A 25,775-nucleotide genomic window follows, 5' to 3' on the forward strand; every position below is an offset into this window, starting at 1 on the left:
GTTTTTTAATCACTTATAGGCATTATCTTTGTTAGAGTATTTAATTAAGAAATTAACTGTATGTCTCTAAAATCGAGCAACATTTTTAAAAAAGCATTTCATTTTTTTAAATGGTTGTTTGTTGGGTTCTTGGTTTTATTTGTTGCGGTAGTATTGTTTATCCGTAGTTCTTGGGGACAAAATATTATTAAGAACAAAGTAACAGACTTTGTTGCTACAAAAATAGACACCAAATTCAGTATAGAAAAAGTGTATTTAACTTTTTCTGGAAACTTAAAAGTAGAGGAACTTTATTTAGAAGATCAGCAAAAAGACACTTTGTTGTATAGCAAAGAACTAGAGGTTTCTATAGCTGTAATGCCTATTGTTACTCAAAATAATATTTATGTAAAATCTGTTGAATGGTCAGGTTTGGTGGCTAAGATATTGAAACCTGAAAAAACACATCAATACAATTTTAATTACATTATTAATGCTTTTGTAGATTCTAATACATCTAAAGAACCAGAGGTTAAAACAAAGGTTAATAATCCCATAGAAATAAAAGTAGGAGAGGTACATTTTTCTGATTTTGATTTGCTTTTTAAGGATGAGGTTATGGGTATAGACACTCGTTTAAAACTAGGTAGTTTAAACGTAGCGTTTGGCAATCAATTTAACATCAATACGTTTCATTTTCCTATCAAAAAATTAGCGTTGACTAATGTTGATGTCAAATACATTCAAAACAAAGCTTTTCCAACATCAGAAGAAAGTAAAGAAGAATCGGTTTCTCCTTTTATTAAAATAGAGAATGTTAGTTTAAAAAACATTCATGCTTGTTACAATAATAAAATAGCCAATAGTTTAGTTGATGTTAATTTAGGCCTATTTAATGTTAATAATGCATTGGTAGATTTAGCAAATCAAAATGTTGATATTGAAACCATTGAATTAAACAATACAGAGGCAAAATTGGCCTTTATTAGTGATGAAATTCCCCTTGAAAAAGATACTTTAAATACACAAAATAAAACCAATTTTGAATGGCCAAACTGGAAAGTTAAAGTTGATGAATTGGCTTTTGAAAATAATACCATTGCACTAAAAACGGGAAATAAGACTTTTCCCAAAAATGTATTTAACCCACAAAATTTTAAAATAACCAACAACAATATTTTAATTCAGGATTTTGAATTAGGAAAAGAAAGAGTTGAAATTAACATCAAAGACATTTCGTTTGTAGAAAAAAGCGGATTTGAATTAAAAGAATTGGCTTTAAAAGGAGTTGCTAATAACAAAAAAACAACCATTTCTAAATTGGCTGTTAAAACCAATACAAATCAGCTAAATGCTCAAGTAGATATTGGGTATAGTTCCATTAATAATTTTATTAACCAGCCAGAGAACACACTGTTTAATGTTACCGTAAACCATGTAGCTTTAAACGTTAAAGATGCCTATTATTTTAGTCCGGAATTAAAAGGAAATGAATACGTTCAAAAGTTTTCTGAGCATGCCATCATTGGGAATATTGTTGCTAAAGGAGTATTAAAAAATATTGATATTCCTACTATAAATTTAAAGTGGGGAGAAAAAACAAGTATTGAACTTACAGCAAAAATTAAAGATGTTTTGTCTGATAACAATCTAAGTTTTGAAGTGCCAAATTTCCGTTTTAAAACGGATAGAAAATCAGTTTTGAGCTTTGTAAATGAACAAGATTTAGGGATGATAATTCCCAATACTATTTTATTAACCTCTAATACAAAGGGAAGTTTACAAGCCTTAACAACCAATACAGTATTAACATTACCAAAAGGGAAGTTAACCGTAAAAGGAAAACTAAAAAACAGCAAGGTTAAAGGCTTTGACGGGCAAATAAAAGTGTCGAATTTAGAGTTGGGAAAACTTATAAATAATGCTAAAATTGGCTTGATAGATTTAGAGTCTAATATTGCCATACAAGCAAAAGAAATGTCTTCTTTAAAAGCAAAAGTAACCACTACTTTTAACAATTTAGTTTTTGATGGTTACAACTACAAACCTTTAAATATTAAGGCAGATATCAATCAGGGAGAGGGAGTTGTAGTCACTGATTTTAAAGATGATCATTTAGATTTTAATACCAAGACTAATATCAAATTAGATTCATTAGTTTCAAATATTCAAACAGCCATCAACCTAAAAGGAATAGATTTAAAAGGCTTACAATTAACCAATCAAAATATAAAAGCAAGGTTAAATGTAAAGGCCAATTTTAAAGGAAATGCTAATGAGTTTACATTTTCATCAGAAACAGATAATGGACTTATTATTTACAATGAAGAAGCAGTTCCTGTAAGTCCAATAAAATTAAGCGCTAGTGCAACCAAAGACTCAACAAACGTAAGTATAGATAGTGGTTTGTTAACCTTAAGAGTAAAAGGAAATGCAAATCCTGAACAAATAACAAAAGCCATAGACAACCACCTTAGTTCATATTTTGTTCCAAAAGGAACTAAGTTAGATACAGTGGTTAAAAACACCCAATTAAAAGCCGAGTTAAGCATAACTCAAGATCCTATTTTAGACAAGGTGTTTTTAGAAGGGTTGAGTAATTTTGATCCCATTACTTTTAAATTATTGTTTAACGAGGCAGACCATAAATTGGTTTCTACATTTAATATTCCGTTTGTAGAGTATCAAGAAAGCAGTATTAAAAATGCAATTTTTTCTTTAAACACTTTAAAGAATGATTTTACATTAGATTTTAAAATTGACAATGTAAAACATGACCCTGTAAATATTGATAACATTAACTTGCAAGGAAAGTTGTTGAATGATGTGGTGTATTTAGATTTTTCTACGGCAGATGAAACTGAAAAAATCATTAATATAAATTCAGAAATTACCAAAAATGACACCTTGGTAAAGGTTCATTTAAATCCTAAGAATGTTATTTTAAATAGAAAAAACTGGCAAATTCCATCAGAAAATGAAATTGTATTTAAAAATAATGCAATTACTTCTTCAGATGTTAGGTTAACAAGAAACAATCAACAAGTAAGTTTTGATGCAGAAGTAAATAAAGAAAATCACAATAAATTAGCTATAGACTTTAAAGAATTTAACTTGTTAAGTCTTTTTGCTTTTTTAAATGATGAGCATGAAATAGTAAGTGGTTTGCTTAGTGGTCATGTAAATATAAATCAGTTTAAAGAGGAGCAAGACATTACTTCTAAAATTGACATAAAAGAACTAAAAGTATTTAACAATGTATTGGGTAATTTGGTTTTAAAAGCAGAAACCAATAGTACTAAAAACTATGATGTACACCTTACATTACAAGAAAAAGAAGCTATAGATTTGGTGGTAGATGGTAGTTATAATACATCGGAAACAAAGTCACCTTTTAATTTAAAAGTAAACTTAAACAAGCTAAGTTTAAAAAAAGTAGAGGCATTTGGAAAGGAATTTATATCCAATGCATCAGGGAGTATTTCTGCCAATTTTAACATGGAGGGTAGTATGGAAAACCCAGTTTACAATGGGAGTTTAAACTTTAATAATGCCAAGTTAAAGGTAAATAGCTTTAATACTAATTTTACGTTTCCAAACGAAACTATTAAGGTTGATAATTCTAGTGTTTTGTTAAACAAATTTACAGTATTAGATGCCGATAAAAATTCATTTGTATTAGATGGAAAAGTGGGAACTAAAGAAGTTTCTAACCCACAATTTGACTTGTCTGTAAAAACCAAAAACTTACAAGTATTAAATTCCACAGAAAAAGACAATGACTTGTATTATGGAAAATTGTTTTTTGATGCAGATGTAAAAATAGGAGGAGATTTAAATATTCCAAAAGTAACAGGTACGTTACAAATAGATAAAAATTCAAATTTAACTTATGTCATTCCAGAATCTACCATAGAAGCAGTTGAACGTGAAGGAGTGGTACTTTTTGTTAATAAAAAAGTAACCAATGATATTCTAACATCAGATAGTGGAGTAGATAAAAATCCTGGAGTTGTTAAGGGTATGGACATAGAAACGGTTTTAAAGGTAGATAAATCAGCAGTGTTAAATGTAATTATTGATAAAAAAACTGGAGATAATTTACGAGTTCAAGGAGAGGCCGATTTGGTGTTTGGTTTAAGTCCAAATGGAATTATGAATTTGTCTGGAAAATACGAAGTAAATAGTGGGCATTATGAAGCCAGCTTGTACAATTTGGTAAACAGAAAGTTTGATATTGCTAAAGGAAGTCAAATTATTTGGCATGGTGATCCTTTAGAGGCCGAAATGGATATTAGAGCTATTTATAAATTAAATGCATCAGCCAGTGGTTTAATGGCTTCTGTAACCTCAGGATCAAACACGGCTACAACCAATCAATACAGAAGAAAAATGCCTTTTTGGGTGTATTTAAATTTAAACGGAGAATTGCTGAAACCAGAAATATCTTTCAATTTAGATGTGCCAGAAGGATCTAGAGGAGATTTAGGCGGACAAGTTTATACTCAGGTTCAGCAGTTAAATAACAGAGAAGAAGATTTAAACAAACAAGTGTTTTCATTATTGGTATTGGGACAGTTTTTTCCATCAAACGTAAGTGATGGAAGTAGCGGAGGAACGTTGTCTATTGCTAGAGACAATGTAAACAAAGCATTGTCTAATCAACTAAATAATTATTCCAATAAATTAACAGGAGATACCGGAATTGAAATTGGATTTGAGTTAGATAGTTATACAGAATCTACCTCTCAAGGAGAGCAAAATAATACGGAGTTAAACGTAAGCGCTCAAAAACGTTTGTTTAATGATAGGTTAACAGTACAAGTGGGGAGTGGTTTTGAAATTGAAAATAAGTCTAAAGACGATAAAACACCTATTATTGGAAATGTTAATATTGAATATGCGTTGACAGAAAATAGACGTTATAGATTAAAAGGGTTTCATAAAAACGAATTTCAAAGCGTTATTGATGGGCAAGTAATTGTTACTGGAATTGCCTTTTTGTTTAATAGAGAGTTTAATAAGTTTCGAGAGTTGTGGTTGAAAGAACAAGAAAAACAAGAGGAAGATGAAAAGTAGAAACTTACATAAAATCTGCTTAGCAGTAATGTTGTTGCTTTTAAATGCTTGTAGTGTACAAAAATATATACCAGAAGAATCAAAACTTTATGGAGGAGCCAAACTTGTCATTATTAATAAGCACAAAGTAAAAGGGGTTAGTGCTTTAAAGTCTGAGTTAGAAGAGTTGTTAAGACCCAAACCTAACAGTAAGTTTTTAGGCTCAAGAGTAGGGTTGTATTATCATTATAAAACAAAACAGGGTAAAAAAGGAATTGTGACCAAGTATATGAATAAAAAATATGGAGAAGAACCTGTTTTTTATGAAGATGTATCGCAAAACAAAATGATAGGCATTCTTAAAAACCGTTTAGATAATAGAGGTTTTTTTATGAGTAAAGTAACCTCAAAAGGAATAGATAAAAAATACACAAAAATTATTGAGTACACCATAGAATTACCAGAACCTTATGTTTTAGAATCTTATACAATAGAAAATGATAGTTTGCCTGTTTATAAAAAAATTAAAGAAACATTAAAAACCACATTACTAAAAAAAGGAACTAGGTATAGTTTAGAGTCTTTTAAGCAGGAAAGGATAAAGATAGATGAAGAATTAAAAAAAGAAGGGTTTTATAATTTTAATCAAGATTTTATCATTTTTGAAGCAGACACCAATCAGTACAATAACAAACGATTTGATTTGTATTTAAGACTTAAAACAGAAACGCCTAAAAAAGCAGTCAAACCTTATAGAATTGATAAAGTATCGGTTTATCCAAATCATAGTATAGAAGATAAAAACATTAAAACAGATAGCACAAAATACAAAGGAGTTTACTTTTTGCAAGACACTACTTTCTTTAAACCTAAAAGATTGCATAGCTATTTGTTGCTTGATGAAAATGAATTATACAATCCATACAAATCTAAAATTACGAGTAAAAGATTGTCTTCTATTGGCACATATAAATATGTAAACATCCGATTTGAAGAAACCAATAAGCAAAAAGATAGCGATAGTATAGGTTTTGTAGAGGCTAATATATATTTATCTCCATTAAACAAAAGGGCAATTGGCATGGAGCTGCAAGCTGTAACCAAGTCTAATAACTTTGCTGGACCTGGTTTATCGGTAAATTATAGAAACAGAAATTTATTTAGAGGTGGAGAGTTGTTAACCGTTACAGGAACGGCTGCTTATGAATTTCAGATTGGGAACAATACAGAAAATTTAAGAGGAACAAAGTTAGGGCTAGGAGCTAGTTTAACTTTTCCAAGATTAATTTTTCCTGGAGATTTAAACAACAGGTTCAAGTACGGCGTTCCTAAAACAAAAGTTGCTTTTGATACAGAGTTTTTAAGTAGATCTAAGTTGTATAGTTTAACCTCTATTAATAGTAGTTTTGGGTATCAATGGGATGCCAATCAATATTTAAGCTACGAAATAAATCCGGTTAATATCAACTACGTTCGTTTGTTTGATACTACTACTGAATTTAAAGATATATTAACAAACAATCCTTTTTTAGCCAATAGTTTTGATCAACAATTTATAGGAGGAATTACTTTAAATTTAACTTATAACGAATTAGGAAGAAGTCCTAATAAAAATCAATTCTATTTTTCAACAAATATAGATGTTGCAGGAAATACAATTAGTTTACTTAGTAATAATTCTAATGGGGGTAAAAAAACATTTTTAGGGTTAGAGTATGCACAGTATGCTAAAATGGACATGGATGTAAGGTATTATCTCAGTTTGGGAAAAGAAAAAACATTAATTACAAGATTGTATGGAGGTTTAGGAAAGCCAATTGGTAACTCTGATGTATTGCCGTTTACCAAACAATTTTTTTCTGGAGGACCTTATAGTGTTAGAGGATTTGCATCAAGATCAATAGGGCCTGGTTTGTATAATAGTAGTACCAACAGTAGCACTTATTTTGATAGTTCTGGAGACATACGCTTAGAGGCTAATTTAGAATATCGTTTTCCTATATACTCTTTTTTTAAAGGGGCATTTTTTGCCGATGCTGGAAATGTTTGGTTATACAAAGACAATTCAGCTTTACCAGGAGGACAGTTTTCTTCTAATTTTATGAATGAATTGGCAGTAAGTGCTGGAGCAGGAGTGAGGGTAGATATTCAGAGTTTTGTGATTAGGTTTGATTTTGCAACTCCCTTAAAACAACCAACATCAACTTCTTTAAGTACCATAAAGTTGAGTAATACTATTTTAAATTTTGCAATAGGATATCCTTTTTAATATAAAAATCGCCATCACAATTCTGTGATGGCGATTTTCGTTTTATAGTTCATCTAGTTTATCTTATTTCTAGGGCGGCTTTTAAAATATCCTTTCTACTAATTTGTCCAATTATTTTTCCATCGCTTACCACGGGAAAACGGTTTCTTCTAGAAGTACAAAACATATGTGCTGCATCAAAAATATTAGTATCTCCATTAATAGACTCCACAATAGTTTCCATGTATTCTTCTACAGTTTGGTCGTGCAACGGAATATTATAATACCTACTATGCGCAATTTTTTTCATACAATCTCCCTCAGAAATCATCCCTAGTATTACATCATTTTCATCTAACACACAGGCACCGGCAATATTGTTGGTTACCAATATTTGCATAGCCTCTCCTATACTTAATTTGGGAGAAAAGGATATCAACCTATTTCTAGGTACCATATAATCTGAAACTAATATTTTGTCTGCCACAGTTCCTGCTCGTGCATCGGGTGATCTAAAGTTTTTGATAGCCATATTGAGTATTTTTTAACGTGAATACCTAATATAGTATTTATTTTTCATCAAGTCAATTATTTTGTTACGATTTATTTGTTTAAATGGGTATTTCAGTGCAATTTTTAATTTCTCCCATTACAAAAGTGCTTTGAGTACTTCCTATGTTTTTGACTCTTCCTAAATGATTTAAAACAAAGTTTTGATAATCATCCATGTCATTAATCATCACTTTTAGTAAAAAATCATAATCACCAGAAATATTATAACATTCTGTTACTTGTTTTAAAGAGGTAATATCTTTTACAAACTGATGGCCAATATCCATCGTATGTTCTTTTAATTTTATGCTGCAAAAAACAATTAATTTTTTGCCTAAAAGATTTCTATTTAATAGTGCTACATGTTTGGTAATATATCCGTTCTTTTCTAACTTTTTTATTCTTTCATGAACAGGTGTGTTAGATAGATTGGTAATGTTGGCTAGCTCTTTTATGGTAATTCTAGCATTTTTTTGTAATTGTTTTAATAGAATTAAATCAATTTGATCAGGTACATACATAGTATAATTTTCTTTTTTTAGCTTTTTTTATAGCTAAGATAGATAATTATACCTTAAAAATTAAATAAATAGGTTATTTATCTTTATTTAGCCCTTGGTTTTAGGCTTATGTTTCTGTGTTATAGCTTTGTGGTAGAATTTTAATCTAAAAATACTATGAAAAGTCATGTACTAGGTTATCCAAGAATTGGAGCCAAAAGAGAACTAAAAAAAGCCATAGAAAATTACTGGTTAAAAAAAAGTAATGAAAATGACTTGCAGCTTATAGCTACTGAAATTAGAAAACAAAATTGGAAAAAACAACAGGAGTCTGGAGTAGACTTAATTCCTGTAAACGATTTTTCTTTTTATGATCAGGTATTAGATCTTACACTAACCGTTGGTGCTATTCCTCAACGTTATCAGGCACTGGTTAATGATGAAAATTTTTCTGAATTAGACTTGTATTTTGCCATGGCAAGAGGTCTGCAGTCAGATAAATATGATTTAACGGCTATGGAGATGACAAAATGGTTTGATACCAATTATCACTATATAGTTCCTGAGTTTGTAAAAGATCAAACATTTAAAAATTTATCAAAAAAAGTAATTAATGAGTATAAAGAAGCAGTTGCTTTAGGAATTAATGCAAAACCAGTATTGATTAGTCCTGCTTCTTATTTATTGTTAGGAAAAGAAAAAGAAGCTGGTTTTGATAAGTTAGATTTGTTAGATGGTTTGTTAGAAGTTTATAAGCAAGTTATTGCTGAGTTAGAAAATTTAGGAGCAACGTATATTCAAATAGATGAACCTTTTTTAGCTTTAAATTTAAACGATAAAGAACAATTTACCATTCAGAAAACACATCAGTTTTTAAATAAAGAATTCCCGAATGTAAAGTTTATTACTGCTGCTTATTTTGATGATGTTTTAGACAATTTAGAACTAATTAATCAATTACCAGGAGCAGTATTACATGTTGATTTAACTAGAGGTGATGAAACACAATTGTTAAAAATATTACAATCAGAATTTAAAAATCAATCAAAAATATTGTCTTTAGGTTTGGTTGATGGTCGTAATATTTGGAAGAACGATTTTACCAAATCTATAACACAAATTAACAAAGCCAAAGATGTTTTAGGTACTGATAGGGTTTGGGTAGCAAGTTCTAGCTCATTATTACATGTACCTGTGGATTTAAAAAGCGAAGAAAAATTAGATGATGAATTAACATCTTGGTTGAGTTTTGCTGCTCAAAAATTAGACGAAGTAGTGTTATTAAAAACATTAAGTACACATCCTACTCATGCAGATTTATTAGCTTTTGAAAATAATAAAAAAGACATTCAAGAAAGAAGAGCTTCTAGCAGAATTCATAAGTTTAAGGTAAAAGAACGTGAAAGTTTTATAGAAGATAAAGATTTACATAGAAATAGTGCTTTTGCAACTAGAAAAATAATTCAAACAAAAGCTTTACAACTGCCTTTATATCCAACCACTACAATTGGATCTTTTCCTCAAACACCAGAGGTAAGAAGTTGGAGAGCTAAACATAAAAAAGGGCTGATAAGTAACCAAGAGTATAATTCTTTATTGGAACAAGAAACCAAAGAGTCAATTGAATTTCAAGAACAAGTAGGACTAGATGTATTGGTTCATGGAGAGTTTGAGAGAAATGACATGGTTGAATATTTTGGTGAGCAATTAGAAGGTTTTGCTTTTACCCAATTTGGATGGGTTCAGAGTTATGGAACTCGCTGTGTAAAACCACCAATTATTTTTGGTGATGTAGAGCGATTAAATCCAATGACTTTAGAGTGGACGGTTTTTGCACAATCTTTAACCGATAAGTATGTAAAAGGAATGTTAACGGGGCCAGTTACCATTTTACAATGGTCTTTTGTGAGAGATGATCAACCTAGAAAAACAACCTGTAATCAAATTGCTCTAGCTATTAGAGATGAGGTTGTAGATTTAGAAAAAGCAGGAATAAAAATTATTCAGATTGATGAGCCTGCTATTAGAGAAGGATTGCCGTTAAAACAAGCACAGTGGAATGATTATTTAACATGGGCAGTAAATGCTTTTAAGTTGTCTGCTAGTGGTGTAAATGATGAAACTCAAATTCACACTCATATGTGTTATTCGGAGTTTAATGACATTATCAAAGCAATTGCAGATATGGATGCAGATGTTATTACTATTGAATGTTCTCGTTCTCAAATGGAATTGTTAGATGTTTTTGCAGAGTTTAACTATCCTAATGAAATAGGGCCAGGAGTGTATGATATCCATTCGCCAAGAGTGCCATCAACCCAAGAAGTGGTGGATTTAATTGAAAAGGCAGAAAAATACATCCCAAAAGAAAACATTTGGATCAATCCTGATTGTGGGCTAAAAACTAGAAAATGGCCTGAAACCAAAAAAGCTTTAGAGGTTATGGTAAATGCCACTCAGCAAATAAGAGAAAAAGTTGAAGTTAGTTGTTAAGTTTAAAAATCCCGTATATAGTTTTTGTATACGGGATTTTAATTTTTTTATTTACTCCAAGCAAAGCTTTTAAAAGCATCATCTACAGGAGTTTCTGCAATACTATTTGTGTAGTTGCTAATTACTTTTTGAGATAATCCTAAAATAATTTCTAGCAAATGTCTTTGGGTGTATCCAGCCGCGTAAAAAGTTTCTATTTCTTCTTTAGAAATATTTCCTCTGTTTTTGGTAATAGACAGAGTTGTTTTGTGTAATGTTTGTAGTTTTTCTGTAGGTAAAGAAGTTTTGTTTCTTAAGGCTTCTGTAATAGCATCATCAACCTTCATTGCTTTTGCAATTCCTGTATGTGCGGGAACGCAGTAATGACATCCGTGCTCTACATTAATGGTTTGCCAAACTACGGTTAATTCATCTTTATTAAAAGATGAATTTGTAAACAATCCGTGTAATGTTTGGTATGCTTCTAATAAACCAGGAGCTCCAGCCAATACTCCGTGTAAATTTGGTAAAAAACCATTGTTTTTTTGTGATGCTTCTAACAAAGCTTTACTTCCTTCGGGTGCAGATTCAATAGTGTGAATTGTTAATGTTTCTTTTTGGTTTGTTGTACTCATATTTTAAGTTTTTTAAATATTATTTATTTCTAAACGTTCGGTTAGAAATTGGTTAAAAAAAATGTTAAAGACTTTTGAATGTATTTTCTATATAGTTTTTTAATTGTGATGGGTTAAAAACTCTTGTTGCAGAGGCTAAGCCAAACATTGCTATTATTAAAAAATCTCCTTGTTCTTTAACTGTAATTTCATCTTTGGTCGCATCCTTTTTTAAAACTTTCATAAAATGCTCTTTTATTTCATTTGTAAAGTTTTCTAGGACTTTTTTTATTTGCTCATCCGCTTTTTCAGTTAGTTCATTTGCAGTATTAGTTACCAAACAACCTTTTCCAAACTCAATCTCTTTGGTAAATTCTACAAAATCATAAAAATAATCTTTAATAGCATTTACTCCTTTTGTAGATGATTCTAGCTTTAAAATAAGCCTGTTTAATTTTTTCTTGTAACATTTAATACTCTCTAGCAAGACTCCATTTTTGTTACCAAAACTAGCGTATATAGAAAATTTATTAATGCCCATTTCTTTTTCAAGCATTTGCATAGAAGTAGTTTCGTAACCATTCTTCCAGAATAAGTTCATTGCTTTTTCAATAACTTCTTCTTCTATGTATTCCTTTTTTCTTGCCATTATTATCTTAATACAGTACAAAACTAACCAAATGGTTAGAAACAAAAAAACTATTTTATGTTTTTGATATGAGTAAGTAATTTTTACATAAAAAAAGCTGTTACAGAATTTTTGTAACAGCTTAATAAGTTTCTAAAATATGATGTTTTAAGCATTCATTATACCTTCAATTTCCTCAATTTCAATAGGTATATTTTTCATCAAATTAATAGGTTCAGCATTTTTTTGAAGCACCAAATCATCTTCTAATCTAATTCCTAAGTTTTCATTTGGAATATAAATACCAGGCTCTACGGTTAATACCATATTGGCTTTCATTTCATTTTCAAACTCTCCATAGTCATGAGTGTCTAATCCTAAATGATGTGATGTACCATGCATAAAATATTTTTTATAGGCAGGTTTTTCTTTGGTTTGGTTCTGAATATCGGCTTTATCTAGTAGTTTTAATGATAATAATTCAGAGGTCATTAATTTTCCAACTTCTTCGTTATACGCTGTCCAAAGTGTACCTTCTTTGAGCATTTTAGTAGCTTCGTTTTTTACGTTTAGTACAGATTGATAAACAGCTTTTTGTCTATTGGTATATTTTCCGTTTACTGGAATGGTTCTGGTTAAGTCACTAGAGTAATTGGCATATTCGGCAGCAGTATCCATTAAAATCAAATCGCCGTCTTTACACTGTTTGTTATTTTCTATATAGTGTAACACACAGGCAGAATATCCTGAAGCTATAATGGGTGTGTAGGCAAATCCTTTAGATTTGTTTCTAAGAAACTCATGCATCATTTCAGCTTCAATTTCGTATTCCCAAACATTAGGCTTCACAAAATTTAAAATTCTATCAAATGCTTTTTTGGTGATGTTGCAAGCGTTTCGAATCAAATCAATTTCTATCTGAGACTTAATTCCTCTTAGTTGAAAAAGAATATCCGAAGCTTTTAAATAGTTGTGATTTGGATAGTTTTCTTTTAATTTTTTTACAAAACGATTTTCACGTGTTTCCATTTCTAAAACCGCTCTTTTGTGTGGGTTTTGGTTCACATAGATGTTTTTAGCTTCAGGAATTAAATCTTTTAAAACTGTTTCCATTTCAGATAACCAGTAAATGGTTTGGATTCCAGAAGTTTGAGTGGCAGTTTTTTTATTTAATTTTTCTCCTTCCCAAATAGCAATTAATTCACTGGTTTCTTTGGTGAATAAAATTTCTCTGTGATTAGGGTTTTTAGCATCAGGAAACAATACCAATACCGATTCTTCTTGATCTACACCACTCAAGTAAAAAATATCTCGGTGCTGATGAAAAGGCAAAGTACTATCTGCTCCAGTTAAATAAATGTCGTTTGAATTAAAAAACGCAATGGAATTGGCTTCCATTTGTTGGGTAAAGCGTTTTCTGTTTTCTATAAATAATTGTGGGTTGATTGGGTTGTATTTCATAAACATAAAGTTATGAAAAAGACATAAAAAAACCTCTTCCTAACAGAAGAGGTTTTGTGGTTCTTGAAGGTGAAATTATTTAGATACAGTAGTTGTACTTTGACCATATATACCTAAAGTGATAATACTTAAAAATTGGTCAACAATTGTGAACTCTGTTTTAGCTTCAAAGTTATCAGAACCATTAGCCATTTTTTGAGGCTCAGTAGTTTTTAATGGAGATAGCCCCCAAAACAAATATTTGTTTTTTCCTTTAACTTCTTGACCAGTTTGAGGTCCTTCTCCAAAAGTATGTATAGTAGAGTAACAAGATGTTAATAATAAAGAACTTCCTAATAATATTGTGTATAATGCTTTTTTCATGATTGGTATAGATTATTTGGTTACAGTTGTAGCAGTTGGTGTATAAATACCATATGTTAAACCTGATATTATATAGTCTATAAATCTAAATCTAGTTTTAACAGTATAATCTTTCGCTCCATTGGCCATTTCTTCTGGTTGAGCTGTTTTAATAGGTGCTAAACCTCTGATTGCAAAATGATTCCAAGAAGTTTTTTCAATACCTTTTTGGGCACCATTACCAATTGTGTACTCATGCACATAGCATGACGTTAAGGAAAGGCAAAGAACAGCTGCCATTATAATTTTTTTCATTAGTTAAAGTTTTTTAAGAATGCCGTAAACATAATAAAAAAAACTATGAAAAGCCCCTGTGTAATCACTCAGTTTTTTAAATATTTCTCAATGTTTCCAAGGCTTTCTTTACGCTATCAATCCTAATAAATGTAATGAGTAATCGCAAACCGTTTTTGGTTTCTTTTTCTTTCATTACACACATTTTAGAATTGTTTTGCACGTATTTTAAAACGTTTGTAAACGACTGGGTGTTATAAAAACCACTTTGTTGATCGGAAACAAAATATCCAATCATTCTTTTTTGTTTTAAGACTATTTTTTCTAATCCTAATTTTTTAGCCAACCATTTAATTCTAACAGAGTCTAACAAATCAATTACTTGGGTTGGGAGTTCTCCAAATCGATCAATTAGTTGTTTTTCAAACTCTTGTAATTCTTCTTCGTTGGTTAATTCTCCTAATTTTTTATACAGGTTTAATCTTTCTGCAATTACGTTGATGTAATCATCAGGGAATAAAATTTCAAAATCGGTGTCTATTTGTATGTCGGATACATAATCTTTGTTTTCGGCATCTTCTTCATCATACAAATCTTTAAACTCTTTTTCTTTTAACTCTTTAACGGCTTCTTCTAATATTTTTTGATAAGTATCAAAACCAATATCGGTAATAAATCCGCTTTGTTCTCCTCCTAACAAATCTCCTGCTCCACGAATTTCTAAATCTTTCATGGCAATGTTAATTCCGCTACCCAATTCACTAAACATTTCTAAAGCTTGAATACGTTTACGAGCTTCTTCGGTCATCATATGGTAAGGCGGACAAATAAAATAACAGAAAGCTTTTTTGTTAGAACGCCCCACACGACCACGCATCTGGTGTAAATCGGATAATCCAAAATTATTAGCATGATTGATAAAAATAGTGTTGGCATTTGGTACATCTAAACCAGATTCTATAATGGTGGTGGCCACTAAAATATCGTAGTTTCCTTCCATAAAATTAACCATCACTTCTTCTAGTTTTCTACCTTCTAGCTGACCGTGCCCTACTCCAATTCTAGCATCGGGAACCAAACGTTGTAACATTCCGGCAACTTCTTTAATATTGTCTACTCTGTTGTGTATAAAGAAAATTTGTCCTCCACGAGATATTTCGTACATCACAGCATCTCTAATAGCTTCTTCGCTAAAACCAATCACATTACTTTCTATAGGATGACGGTTGGGTGGAGGAGTTGCAATTACTGATAAATCTCTTGCTGCCATTAAACTAAACTGTAAAGTTCTTGGGATCGGTGTAGCAGTTAAGGTTAAAGTATCTACATTTTCTTTAATGGTTTTTAACTTGTCTTTGGCAGCTACTCCAAATTTTTGTTCCTCATCAATAATTAACAATCCTAAGTCTTTGTATTTGATTTTATCAGAAACTAGTTGATGGGTTCCGATGACAATATCTAGCCTTCCTTCGGCCAAATCTTCCATGACTATTTTCTTTTGTTTAGCCGTTTTAAAACGGTTTAAATAGTTAATGTTTACCGGAAAATCTTCTAATCTTTTTTTGAAAGATTTAAAATGTTGAAAAGCCAAAATAGTGGTAGGAACCAACACGGCTACCTGCTTTCCGTTGTCTACTGCTTTAAAAGCAGCACGAATAGCAACTTCTGTTTTTCCAAAACCAACATCTCCACAAACCAATCTGTCCATAGGTTTGTCACTTTCCATATCAGATTTTACATCTTGAGTAGCCGTAAATTGATCTGGTGTATCTTCATACATAAAACTAGCTTCTAACTCATGTTGTAAATAACTGTCTGGATCAAAAGCAAATCCTTTTTGATTTTTTCGTTTTGCATACAATTGAATCAAATCAAAAGCAATTTGTTTTACTTTGGCTTTGGCGGTTTGTTTGGCTTTTTTCCAAGCAGGAGATCCTAATTTGTGAACTTTAGGAACTTTACCATCTTTTCCGTTGAATTTAGATATTTTATGTAAAGAGTGTATGCTGATATAAAGTACATCGGCATCTCCATAAATTAATTTGATAGCTTCTTGCTTTTTACCGTTGACATCTATTTTTTGTAACCCTCCAAATTTTCCAATTCCATGATCTATATGAGTCACAAAATCTCCAATTTCTAAATTGTTAATTTCTTGTAGGGTAACGGCTTGTTTTTTGGCAAAACCGTTTTTAAGCTGAAACTTATTATAACGCTCAAAAATTTGATGATCGGTATAACAAACTATTTTGTGTTCGTGATCTACAAACCCTTCGTGAATTTGAAAAACTACGGTTTGGTATTCTATTTCTTTTTCACTTTCATCAAAAATATCGTGAAAACGTTTTGCTTGTTTTTCGCTGGAACAGAATAAATAATTTTGATATCCTTTTAAGGTATTTTGTTGTAGGTTTTCTATTAACAAATCAAAATGTTTGTTAAAAGAAGGTTGAGGTTCGGTATTTCCGTTAATGCTATCTGTAGAGGTGCTGTTGTTAATAGCAACTCTACTATACCCTTTTAATTGTTCTTTGATTTGAATACCATCTAAAAACAATTCGCTTGGCAACGTATGATTTAAAGTTTCTGATAAAGTTTCAAAACGAGAGGTTGCTTTTTCAAACAAAGTATTTAAATCGTTTTGAAGAATGTCTATACTCAACGTAAAAATCACACTATTGTTAGGGATAAACTTTAAAAACGATTCTCTTTTTTCGGAAAACTGTTTGTTTTCCACGTTGGGCATGATTTGAATTTTGTTGGGTTTTCCGGTAGAAAGTTGTGTTTCTACATCAAAAGTTCTAATGCTGTCTACTTCATCACCAAAAAATTCTAATCTGTAAGGTTCATCATTGGCAAAAGAAAACACATCTACAATTCCACCACGCACGGCAAACTCTCCTGGCTCGGTAACAAAATCTACTCGGTTAAATTTATACTCAAACAATACTTCATTAATAAAATCTAGGCTAAATTCATCACCCGTAGTAATTTTTAATGTATTGCTATTCAGGTCTTTTTTAGTCACAACTTTTTCAAACAAAGCGTTTGGATAGGTGACAATAATGGCTGGTTTTTTTCTGGAATTCAATCGGTTTAAAACCTCTGCACGCATTAATACATTGGCATTGTCTACATCTTCAATTTCATAAGGTCTTCGGTAAGAACCAGGATAAAAAAGGACATCTTTATCGTTTAACAATCGTTCCAAATCGTTTAAATGATAAGCTGCTTGTTCTTTATCATTTAAAATCAATAAAAAAGTTTTGTCTATTTGTTTAAAGGTTTCTGCAATTATAATAGATAAGGCAGCTCCATTAAATTTACTTAATACCGCATGTGTTTTTTCTTGAGAAATTTGTGTTACTAATTGTTTTGTAGCACTTGCATGTTGGTACTTTTCTAGTAGAGATTGAATTTTCAAGACCTAAATATTTTCTTACAAATGTAGGGTTATCCTAGGTTTTAAAAAACTGAAAATTTCTGTTGTTAAATAATTGGTTGACTTTCATTGTTCTCTAGTCATCAACTCCTTATTTTTGCAGTATGAGCACATTTATTACTTATAAAAATACCCCAATCCATTATACCGAATCTGGAAAGGGAACTGCTATTGTTTTATTGCACGGTTTTTTAGAAAATACCACTATGTGGCTTGGTTTAGAAAAAGTATTAAACCCTAAATTTAGGGTTGTTTGTATAGATTTGTTAGGACACGGGCAAACGGAAAGTTTGGGATATGTTCACACGATGACAGAAATGGCTGAAGCGGTAAAAGCAGTTTTAGAGGTCTTAAATATCCGTAGGTCTTTTTTTGTAGGACATTCCATGGGAGGCTATGTGGCTTTGGCTTTTGCAGATTTGTATCCTGACAATGTAAAAGGCTTGGTGCTGTTAAATTCTACAGCAAGACCTGATACAGAGGAGAAAAAAATAGGAAGAGATAGAGCCATAGCAGTGGTAAAAGAAAATCATAAGTCCTTTATCAGAACTTCAATTCCTATGTTATTCCGTTCCAAGTGTAGAAAAATTTATGCCGATGAAATTGCTAAGGTTAAAAAAGAGGCTTTAAAAACTTCTAGACAAGGAATTATTGCTGCTTTGGAGGGAATGAAAATTAGATTGGATAGAGAAGTGTTATTACATTTTGGACCTTATCCATCTTTAATGATTTTAGGAAAAAAAGATCCTGTTTTAAAATATGAAGATTTAATTGAGCAAACCAAAGATGCTAATACCGAAGTGGTAGAACTTGAAAATGGACATATGAGTTTAATTGAAGATAAGGAAGGAGCAGAACAAGCTATTTTAGCATTTGTAAAAAAATATTAATCATGAATCATATTGCCATTTTTAACAAATCCACCAATCAAACTCATTTTATTAAGCATTTATTGGTTGGAGATGAGCAAAATTTGTTTCCAAAGTTTAATGGAAAAAAAGGAGCTCTGTTTAGTACTTCTGTGTTGGAGAAATACATTACAGAAGAAGTAAATCACGATGATTATACTTTAACAAAAAATTGTATTGATGGCAATGGAAATATCAGAAGTTTAAAGTCTTATTCTAGCGGTCAACAAAAAAAATTACTCCTCAATTATTTGGAACAGCAGGAATTTGATTTTTTAATTTTAGACAAACCTTATGATTGTTTAGATATTGAAAAACAAGCTGAATTGGCTGATAAACTTATCGAAATTTCAAAAAAAATTAAGTTAGTTCAAGTATTTAAAATAAGAGATGAGGTATTGCCTTTTATCAATGAGGTGCATTTAATAGAAAATGATGTCATAGAATTTTCGGGAACTCTTACGGAATATGATAAATATTTTCATAAGCAGCAAAAGCCTTATGTGTTTAAAGGAAAACTTCCAGATAATTTACAAAATATACAAGTAGAAAACCCATTGGTAAAGTTTACCGATGTCAATATTTTTTATGAAGAAACCAGACAAATTGTAAATAACATTAATTGGACCATTAATAAAGGAGAGTTCTGGCATTTAAAAGGACCTAACGGAGCAGGAAAAACCAGTTTGTTAACCATGATTACGGGTGATAATGCCAAAGCTTTTGGTGAAAATATTATGTTGTTTGGCCGTAAAAAAGGAAGTGGAGAAACCGTTTGGGAGCTCAAAAAAAAGATAGGATACTTTTCACCAAGTTTAACTCAGTTTTTTGGAAAGTTATTTACTATTCAACACATGGTATTGTCAGGTTTTTATGATTCTATTGGTTTGTACCAAAATCCAACAGGACATCAAATTCATGAAGTAGATAAGTGGTTAGATTTGGTAGGGTTAAAAGAAAAAAAGCAACAATATTTTGTTCGTTTAACCCCAGAGTTGCAAAGAATTGTATTAATTATTCGTGCCATGGTAAAATATCCACCCTTACTTATTCTAGATGAGCCAACCAATGAATTAGATGATTATGCTACTTCCATGTTAACAGCGTTTATCAATAAAATTCATAAAGAAACAGATACTGCTATTCTTTACGTATCTCACAGAATGTTACAGGGATTACATCCCGATAAAATTTATCAATTAACTCCTACCCAAAATGGTTCTATCGGGACAGTAGAATAACGTACATAAAGCACATATTTTATTTAATAAATATGTTTGTGGCAAAAAAAGTATTGATATTGGGCTTAATAGTTGATTTTTATTAAGATAAGCTGACTTAGATTTGTAACAATATTAAATTGTTAAATATGTCTCAGAAAAATTCGGTATTAAAAATACATACCAAAGACAATGTTATTGTTGCTTTAACAGATCTTGCTAAAGGAGATATTGTTTCTTATGAAGGTGTTGATTACACTTTAAAAACAGATATTCCTGCTAAGCATAAGTTTGTGATTACAGATTTAAATAAAGGAGATTTAGTTTATATGTATGGGGTTTTGGTTGGAGAAGCAACACAACCTATTGCCAAAGGAGAGATTATACATACTCACAATGTTGTTCATAGAGCAGAAGAATACAGTGCAAATAAAAAGGAAGTAGAGGAGTGGTTAGCTCCAAATATTTCTAACTTTAAAGGAAGAACATTTAATGGTTATCATAGAGCAGATGGAAAAGTGGGAACTCAAAACAATTGGTTGGTAATTCCGTTGGTTTTTTGCGAAAACAGAAATGTAACAGTTATAGAAAAAGCCATTGTAGATCAACTAGGGTTTAACCAAAAACAAGAAACAGGTTTTGCTGTAAATAAATTGGTAAACGCTTATCAAGAAGGAGCTTCTATAGAAGATGTTTTAAGTACAGATATTAAAGAAAATAAAGAAGAGGCAAAATCAAATAAATTATTTCCAAATGTTGATGGAATTCATTTCTTAAGACACGATGGAGGTTGTGGAGGATCTACACCAGATTCTGTTGCGTTATGCCACCTGTTAGCTGGGTATATTAACAATCCAAATGTAGCAGGAGCTACGGTTTTAAGTTTAGGATGTCAGCATGCACAAGCAAAAATTTTAGAAGAGGCTTTAAATGGTTTTTCTAAGGAACACAAAAAGCCTTTGTATGTATTAACACAACAAGAAAGTACCTCAGAAAGAGACTTTTTAGAAGAGGCTATTAAAAAAACGTTTGCAGGTTTAATGCAAGCAAATGAATATACAAGAAAACCTGCACCGTTAAGCAAATTGGTCATTGGTTTAGAATGTGGAGCTTCGGATGGTTTTTCTGGTATTTCTGGAAACCCAACCTTAGGATATGTGTCTGATTTGGTTGTTGGTTTAGGAGGAACAACTGTATTGGCAGAATTTCCTGAGTTAAACGGAGTAGAACAAGAAATGATTAATAGATGTGTGTCTAAAGAAAAGGCTGATAAATTTTCTCAAATTATGTCTACTTACAACGAGAAAGCAGAATTTTTAGGAGGAGGTTTTCATGCAAATCCATCGCCAGGAAATATTAAAGATGGTTTAATTACCGATGCTATTAAATCTGCTGGGGCTGCTAAAAAAGGAGGAAGTTCTCCTGTTACTGATGTGTTAGATTATACAGAACAAATTACAAAACCAGGTTTAAACTTATTGTGTACTCCAGGGAATGATGTGGAATCTACAACAGGTTTGGCAGGATCAGGATGTAATGTTATCTTGTTTACCACAGGTTTAGGAACTCCTACAGGAAACCCAATTGTACCAGTAGTAAAAGTAGCAACCAACACTACATTGTTCAACAAAATGAATGATATTCTTGATTTTAATGCAGGAGGGGTTATAGAAGGAGACACACTATCATCTAAAGGAGAAGAATTATTAGAATATGTAATTAAAGTTGCAAGCGGTGAAAAAACCAAAGCAATGCAATTAGGACAAAACGATTTTATTCCTTGGAAAAGAGGAATGTCATTATAAAACAAGAAGAAAATGTCAGTATTTAATTTAACAGGAAAATGTGCCGTTGTTACTGGTGGTGGTAGCGGTATTGGTGAAGCTATTTCTAAAGCATTAGCAGGAGCAGGAGCTTTGGTAAATATTTTAGATTTAACAACAGAAGGGGCTCAAAGAGTAGCCGATGAAATTATTGCTAGCGGTGGACAAGCTGTGGTACACCAAGTAAATGTGGTAGATCACGAAGGAGTTAAAAACACAATCAAGGCGATTAATGACAATCAGCCAATTAATATCTTAATTAACAATGCAGGAATTGCACATGTTGGTAATGTAGAGGCTTGTTCTCCAGAAGATTTAGATAAATTGTATAATGTAAATATTAAAGGAGTTTACAATTCGTTATATGCTGTAATCCCGTTTATGAAACAAAATGGTGGAGGAGCTATTATTAACATGGCCTCTATTGCCTCTTCTGTAGGTTTGTTCGATCGTTTTGCATATTCAATGACCAAAGGAGCAGTATTAACCATGACGTATTCTATTGCAAAAGACTATGTAAATGACGGAATCCGTTGTAACTGTATTTCTCCTGCAAGAGTGCACACTCCTTTTGTAGATGGATTTATTTCTAAAAACTACCCAGAGCAAGAAGCAGAAATGTTCGATAAGTTATCAGCAACACAACCAATTGGTAGAATGGCAAAACCAGAAGAAATAGGTAATTTAGCCTTATATTTAGTTTCTGATGAAGCTTCTTTTATTACAGGAACAGATTACCCAATTGATGGTGGATTTATAAAATTAAACGGAAAATAATAAAATATAATTAAGATGAAATTAATAAGATTTGGAGCAGAAGGTGCTGAAAAACCAGGAGTAATTACAGCAGCAGGAAAAAAAATTGATGTATCTGCTTTTGGAAGTGATTACAACGAGCAATTTTTTGGAGGTGATGGATTAGAAAGATTATCAGCTTGGTTAAAAGACAACGAGGCATCTTGTCCTGAAATTGCAGAAGATGTACGTTTGGCAGCTCCTTTAACAAGACCATCTAAAATAGTTTGTGTAGGGTTAAACTACGCTAAGCATGCAGCAGAAACTGGAGCAGCAGTTCCTACAGAACCAGTATTGTTCTTTAAATCTACTTCAGCATTAATTGGACCTAATGATGATGTTGTAATTCCAAAAAACTCAGAAAAAACAGACTGGGAAGTGGAGTTGGCTATTGTAATTGGTAAAAAAGCTTCTTATGTTGAGTTAGAAGATGCAGAAGACCATATTGCGGGCTATGTATTACACAACGACATTTCTGAAAGAGCTTTTCAATTAGAAAGAGGAACGCAATGGTGTAAAGGAAAAGGAAGTGATACATTTGCTCCTATAGGACCTTTTATTGCTACCAAAGATGAAATTAAAGACCCTAACAACCTAGAGCTTTGGTTAGAGTTAAACGGAAAGCGTATACAACACTCTAACACCAACGACTTTATTTTTAACGTGCAAGAAGTAGTTTCATACATTAGCCAGTTTATGACATTATTACCAGGGGATATTATTTCTACAGGAACCCCTGCAGGTGTAGGATTAGGATTCAATCCTCCTGTATATTTAAAACCAGGTGATGTAATGGAATTAGGTATTGAAGGTTTAGGAACGTCTAAACAGCACTGTAAAGGATACTCAAAAAAATAAAGAGTGTTATATTTACCGCAAAATTTTAATTTAAGATGGAAATAAAAATCAATACCAAGTATCCTTCTATGGATGACTTAAGAAAAAGAGCGATGGTAAAAATGCCAAAATTTGCTTTTGAGTATTTAGATGGAGGATGTAATGAAGATATCAATCTTGATAAAAACAGAACAGATCTTCAAAAAATAGAGTTGATGCCTCAGTATTTATCAAAGTTTGATAAATCTAATATGGAAACTGAGTTGTTTGGAAAAACGTATTCAGCTCCATTTGGTATTGCACCTGTTGGTTTACAAGGATTAATGTGGCCAAATGCTCCTGAAATTTTAGCAAAAGCAGCTAAAGATCATAATGTGCCATTTATATTAAGTACAGTAACCACTACTAGTATTGAACGAATTTCCGAAATTACAGAAGGTAATTTCTGGTTTCAATTATACCATCCATCTGATGAAGAAATTAAAAAAGATGTCATTGATAGAGCAGCCAAAGCAGGTTGTGATGTGTTGGTTATTTTAGCTGATGTTCCTACGTTTGGAGTAAGACCAAGAGATACTCGTAACGGATTGGGAATGCCACCAAGAATGACCTTAAAAAACATTATAGAGGTATTAAAACATCCACATTGGGCAGCGTTAACATTAAAACACGGTCAGCCTAACTTTGAAACCATGGCTAAGTACATGCCTAAAGGAATGAACTTACAACAACTTGCACAGTTTATGGATGCTACTTTTAGTGGTAGATTAAACGAAGAAAGAATAGCTTCTATACGTAAACAATGGAAAGGTAAGTTGGTTATTAAGGGAGTGGTAAGTGAAGAAGATACAGAAAAAGCCATCAAACTTGGTGTTGATGGATTGATTGTTTCTAATCACGGAGGACGTCAGTTAGATGCTGGACAATCTTCTATTGTTCCTATGACTAATTTGGCTCAAAAATATGGAGATCAAATCAAAATAATGGTAGACTCAGGTTTACGTGGAGGTCCAGATATTGCAAGGGCTATGGCTAGTGGAGCAGAATTCACTTTTATGGGTCGTAGTTTTATGTACGGTGTTGGAGCTTTGGGTAAAGAAGGAGGAAATCATACTATTTCTTTAATGAAAAGAGAATTTCAACAAGTAATGGAGCAAATTTGTTGTCCAGATACAGCATCTTTTAAGCCACATTTAATAAAGTAATTAAAAATTGGAATAAAAAACCTCAGCCATCGCTGAGGTTTTTTATTCCAAAAAAGCTGTAATTATTTACCTCCTAACATCATTAACTCGTTTACTACAATTTTTGTTGTAGTTCTTTTGTTCCCCTCTTTGTCTTCCCATTGGTCGTTGGTTAATTTTCCTTCAATGGCAATTTGACTTCCTTTGTCTAAATATTTTTCAACAATCTCTGCTGTTTTATTCCAACACACAATATTATGCCATTGCGTGTCTGTAACTCGCTCTCCTTGATTGTTGTAGTAAGTGTCTGTGGTAGCCATAGAAAAATTTGCAACTTTTTTATCGTTTCCAAAAGTTTTAATTACAGGTGCTCCACCTAAATTTCCAATTAACTGTACTTTGTTTCTTAAATTGTTCATAACGTATAATTTTTAAAGATTAAAATTTGTTTTGTTGTTTATAGACAAGGCAAAGATGAGAAGTCATTAAAGTTTTATTCGGTTATTAAATATTTGCTTTCGTATATAAACGGTTGTAGTCGTTTACAATCGTTTTACTATATTTGAAACAGGCTTTAAATTAAATAGTTATGGAAGAAAAATATTGCTTAGAATGTGGAGAAAAGGTTGTAGGTAGATCTGATAAAAAATTTTGTAACGACCAATGTAGAAATGCATTTAACAATAAGTTAGAAGTTGGGAATAAAAGTTTGGTCAGAAATATTAACAATGCTTTAAAAAAGAATTATAAAATATTATGTGAATTAAATACTACAGGAAAAACAAAAGTTCCTAAAAGTACTATGGAGGAAAGAGGGTTTAATTTTAATCTTTACACCAATATTTATGAAACAAAAACAGGAAATAGATATCATTACTGTTATGATGAGGGGTATTTAATGTTGGAGTTAGATCAAGTACTGTTAGTTAAGAAATAGGGTTTATTTTAATTTTTTTAGCAGATTCTTTTCTTGTTATCAACATTGGAAATGAGACACCAATACTTAGGGAAAGAATAATAAAAATAGCTTTTGTGGCATTGTTAATGGTTTCATTTAAAATGATATCATAGGTGTTGGTACTAATTTCACCAGTAAGTTTAATAAAGCCTAGCATGGTTTTGTATGCAAAGGCTCCAGGAATCATTGGAATAACTGCAGGAATAGAAAAAACCAGTGGAGGTGCATGTTTGTTATGAGCAATAGGGATACTCAATAAGCCAATAATAATAGCCCCTACTAAAGATCCAATAATAATATGAAGCCCAAAATACATCAAAATTAATTTAGAGCATCCTCCAATAGCGGCAAGAAACGCAATACCAGCTATGGTACGTTTTGGGACATTAAATAAAATGGCAAATCCTGTGGCTGAAATGGCTAGCCAAAAAGATAATTCTATATGTTGTAATATTTCCAT

20 protein-coding genes are annotated in these 25,775 nt (G+C 31.5%); 10 read left to right on the plus strand and 10 right to left on the minus strand.

The window, feature by feature from the left end; genetic code table 11:
- Nucleotides 1-60: 60 nt before the first annotated feature.
- Together ACXGQT_RS10580 and tamL are read left to right on the plus strand one after the other, a co-directional pair.
- The gene (locus ACXGQT_RS10580; protein ID WP_457828566.1) at nucleotides 61-5,058 is read left to right on the plus strand and encodes a translocation/assembly module TamB domain-containing protein; all 4,998 of its coding nucleotides are present in this window, start codon (nucleotides 61-63) and stop codon (nucleotides 5,056-5,058) included.
- Nucleotides 5,048-7,306: a translocation and assembly module lipoprotein TamL gene (tamL, locus tag ACXGQT_RS10585; protein ID WP_457828567.1), complete on the plus strand. Its 2,259-nt coding sequence runs from the start codon at nucleotides 5,048-5,050 to the stop codon at nucleotides 7,304-7,306. Before ACXGQT_RS10580 ends, tamL begins: the two co-directional genes overlap by 11 nt.
- A 58-nt stretch (nucleotides 7,307-7,364) precedes the next feature.
- Here the strand turns inward: tamL and ACXGQT_RS10590 are convergent, their stop codons facing one another.
- Nucleotides 7,365-7,817, minus strand: a complete 453-nt coding sequence (locus ACXGQT_RS10590) for a CBS domain-containing protein (protein ID WP_457828568.1) — start codon at nucleotides 7,815-7,817, stop codon at nucleotides 7,365-7,367.
- A 79-nt stretch (nucleotides 7,818-7,896) separates the two neighbouring features.
- On the minus strand, nucleotides 7,897-8,358 hold the full coding sequence (locus ACXGQT_RS10595) for an Lrp/AsnC family transcriptional regulator (protein WP_457828569.1): 462 nt from the start codon (nucleotides 8,356-8,358) through the stop codon (nucleotides 7,897-7,899).
- Between the two features lie 156 nt (nucleotides 8,359-8,514).
- On the opposite strand from ACXGQT_RS10595, the gene metE reads away from it, so the two are divergent.
- Entirely contained in the window at nucleotides 8,515-10,830 is a 2,316-nt protein-coding gene (metE, locus tag ACXGQT_RS10600) for a 5-methyltetrahydropteroyltriglutamate--homocysteine S-methyltransferase (RefSeq protein WP_457828570.1), read from the plus strand.
- Nucleotides 10,831-10,877: 47 nt separating this feature from the next.
- On the opposite strand, the gene ACXGQT_RS10605 is transcribed toward metE, so the two are convergent.
- From ACXGQT_RS10605 to mfd, 6 genes are all read right to left on the minus strand, one after another.
- Nucleotides 10,878-11,444 carry a carboxymuconolactone decarboxylase family protein gene (locus ACXGQT_RS10605; RefSeq protein WP_457828571.1) on the minus strand — a complete coding sequence of 189 codons (567 nt, stop codon included), beginning with the start codon at nucleotides 11,442-11,444 and terminating at the stop codon, nucleotides 10,878-10,880.
- 64 nt (nucleotides 11,445-11,508) lie between these two features.
- Nucleotides 11,509-12,072 (minus strand): TetR/AcrR family transcriptional regulator, encoded by a 564-nt coding sequence (locus ACXGQT_RS10610; RefSeq protein WP_457828572.1) that lies wholly within the window; start codon nucleotides 12,070-12,072, stop codon nucleotides 11,509-11,511.
- A 147-nt stretch (nucleotides 12,073-12,219) separates the two neighbouring features.
- Nucleotides 12,220-13,512: an aminopeptidase P family protein gene (locus ACXGQT_RS10615; protein ID WP_457828573.1), complete on the minus strand. Its 1,293-nt coding sequence runs from the start codon at nucleotides 13,510-13,512 to the stop codon at nucleotides 12,220-12,222.
- Between the two features lie 75 nt (nucleotides 13,513-13,587).
- Nucleotides 13,588-13,875: a Bor/Iss family lipoprotein gene (locus ACXGQT_RS10620; protein WP_457828574.1), complete on the minus strand. Its 288-nt coding sequence runs from the start codon at nucleotides 13,873-13,875 to the stop codon at nucleotides 13,588-13,590.
- A 12-nt stretch (nucleotides 13,876-13,887) separates the two neighbouring features.
- Nucleotides 13,888-14,154 carry a Bor/Iss family lipoprotein gene (locus tag ACXGQT_RS10625; RefSeq protein WP_457828575.1) on the minus strand — a complete coding sequence of 89 codons (267 nt, stop codon included), beginning with the start codon at nucleotides 14,152-14,154 and terminating at the stop codon, nucleotides 13,888-13,890.
- Between the two features lie 91 nt (nucleotides 14,155-14,245).
- On the minus strand, nucleotides 14,246-17,572 hold the full coding sequence (mfd, locus tag ACXGQT_RS10630) for a transcription-repair coupling factor (protein WP_457828576.1): 3,327 nt from the start codon (nucleotides 17,570-17,572) through the stop codon (nucleotides 14,246-14,248).
- Nucleotides 17,573-17,694: 122 nt separating this feature from the next.
- Between mfd and ACXGQT_RS10635 the strand changes: the two genes are divergently transcribed.
- The 6 genes from ACXGQT_RS10635 (at nucleotide 17,695) to ACXGQT_RS10660 (ending at nucleotide 24,378) form a co-directional block, all read left to right on the plus strand.
- Nucleotides 17,695-18,480 (plus strand): alpha/beta fold hydrolase, encoded by a 786-nt coding sequence (locus tag ACXGQT_RS10635; RefSeq protein ID WP_457828577.1) that lies wholly within the window; start codon nucleotides 17,695-17,697, stop codon nucleotides 18,478-18,480.
- Nucleotides 18,481-18,482: 2 nt separating this feature from the next.
- Nucleotides 18,483-19,739, plus strand: a complete 1,257-nt coding sequence (locus ACXGQT_RS10640) for an ABC transporter ATP-binding protein (RefSeq protein WP_457828578.1) — start codon at nucleotides 18,483-18,485, stop codon at nucleotides 19,737-19,739.
- 128 nt (nucleotides 19,740-19,867) lie between these two features.
- Nucleotides 19,868-21,523 carry a UxaA family hydrolase gene (locus ACXGQT_RS10645; RefSeq protein ID WP_457828579.1) on the plus strand — a complete coding sequence of 552 codons (1,656 nt, stop codon included), beginning with the start codon at nucleotides 19,868-19,870 and terminating at the stop codon, nucleotides 21,521-21,523.
- A gap of 12 nt (nucleotides 21,524-21,535) precedes the next feature.
- On the plus strand, nucleotides 21,536-22,318 hold the full coding sequence (locus ACXGQT_RS10650) for an SDR family NAD(P)-dependent oxidoreductase (RefSeq protein ID WP_457828580.1): 783 nt from the start codon (nucleotides 21,536-21,538) through the stop codon (nucleotides 22,316-22,318).
- A 15-nt stretch (nucleotides 22,319-22,333) separates the two neighbouring features.
- The gene (locus ACXGQT_RS10655; protein ID WP_457828581.1) at nucleotides 22,334-23,194 is read left to right on the plus strand and encodes a fumarylacetoacetate hydrolase family protein; all 861 of its coding nucleotides are present in this window, start codon (nucleotides 22,334-22,336) and stop codon (nucleotides 23,192-23,194) included.
- A gap of 35 nt (nucleotides 23,195-23,229) precedes the next feature.
- Nucleotides 23,230-24,378: an alpha-hydroxy acid oxidase gene (locus tag ACXGQT_RS10660; RefSeq protein WP_457828582.1), complete on the plus strand. Its 1,149-nt coding sequence runs from the start codon at nucleotides 23,230-23,232 to the stop codon at nucleotides 24,376-24,378.
- Between the two features lie 62 nt (nucleotides 24,379-24,440).
- Here the strand turns inward: ACXGQT_RS10660 and ACXGQT_RS10665 are convergent, their stop codons facing one another.
- Complete coding sequence (locus tag ACXGQT_RS10665) at nucleotides 24,441-24,776, minus strand: single-stranded DNA-binding protein (protein ID WP_457828583.1); 336 nt, start codon at nucleotides 24,774-24,776, stop codon at nucleotides 24,441-24,443.
- A gap of 170 nt (nucleotides 24,777-24,946) precedes the next feature.
- On the opposite strand from ACXGQT_RS10665, the gene ACXGQT_RS10670 reads away from it, so the two are divergent.
- Nucleotides 24,947-25,294 carry a hypothetical protein gene (locus tag ACXGQT_RS10670; protein ID WP_457828584.1) on the plus strand — a complete coding sequence of 116 codons (348 nt, stop codon included), beginning with the start codon at nucleotides 24,947-24,949 and terminating at the stop codon, nucleotides 25,292-25,294.
- On the opposite strand, the gene ACXGQT_RS10675 is transcribed toward ACXGQT_RS10670, so the two are convergent.
- Nucleotides 25,284-25,775 (minus strand): threonine/serine exporter family protein, encoded by a 492-nt coding sequence (locus tag ACXGQT_RS10675; protein ID WP_457828585.1) that lies wholly within the window; start codon nucleotides 25,773-25,775, stop codon nucleotides 25,284-25,286. The genes ACXGQT_RS10670 and ACXGQT_RS10675 overlap by 11 nt on opposite strands.

The organism is Wenyingzhuangia sp. IMCC45467, from assembly GCF_054111205.1.